General features: G+C 37.3%; 1 pseudogene. It reads left to right on the top strand.

Going from position 1 to position 225, the window contains the following annotated elements:
* A pseudogene (locus TP70_RS12610) lies at positions 1-225 on the top strand (hypothetical protein); the annotation flags it as partial.

Here is a 225-nt window from a genome sequence, read left to right as displayed (position 1 = left end):
TCCAAAAAGAAATAGATGAAGTTATCGCTGATTTAGAAGATGGTGGTTATAAGCGAGAGTTCGAGTTACTTTTAGAAGCACGTCCAAACATAATAGGAGAAAGGGTGTTAAGCCCTGACCCGCAACCGCTTCTAGAGATTCTAACGCCTATCAAAAGTGCAGGATTAGAATATTTTCAAAGTGGGAATAAAAATTCTCAATCATACGAGTTAAACGTCGTATTTT

This window comes from Staphylococcus microti (assembly GCF_000934465.1).
Classification (GTDB): Bacteria; Bacillota; Bacilli; order Staphylococcales; family Staphylococcaceae; genus Staphylococcus; species Staphylococcus microti.
Note: the sequence above shows the minus strand (reverse complement) of the source record. Positions and strands in the feature narration are given on the sequence as shown.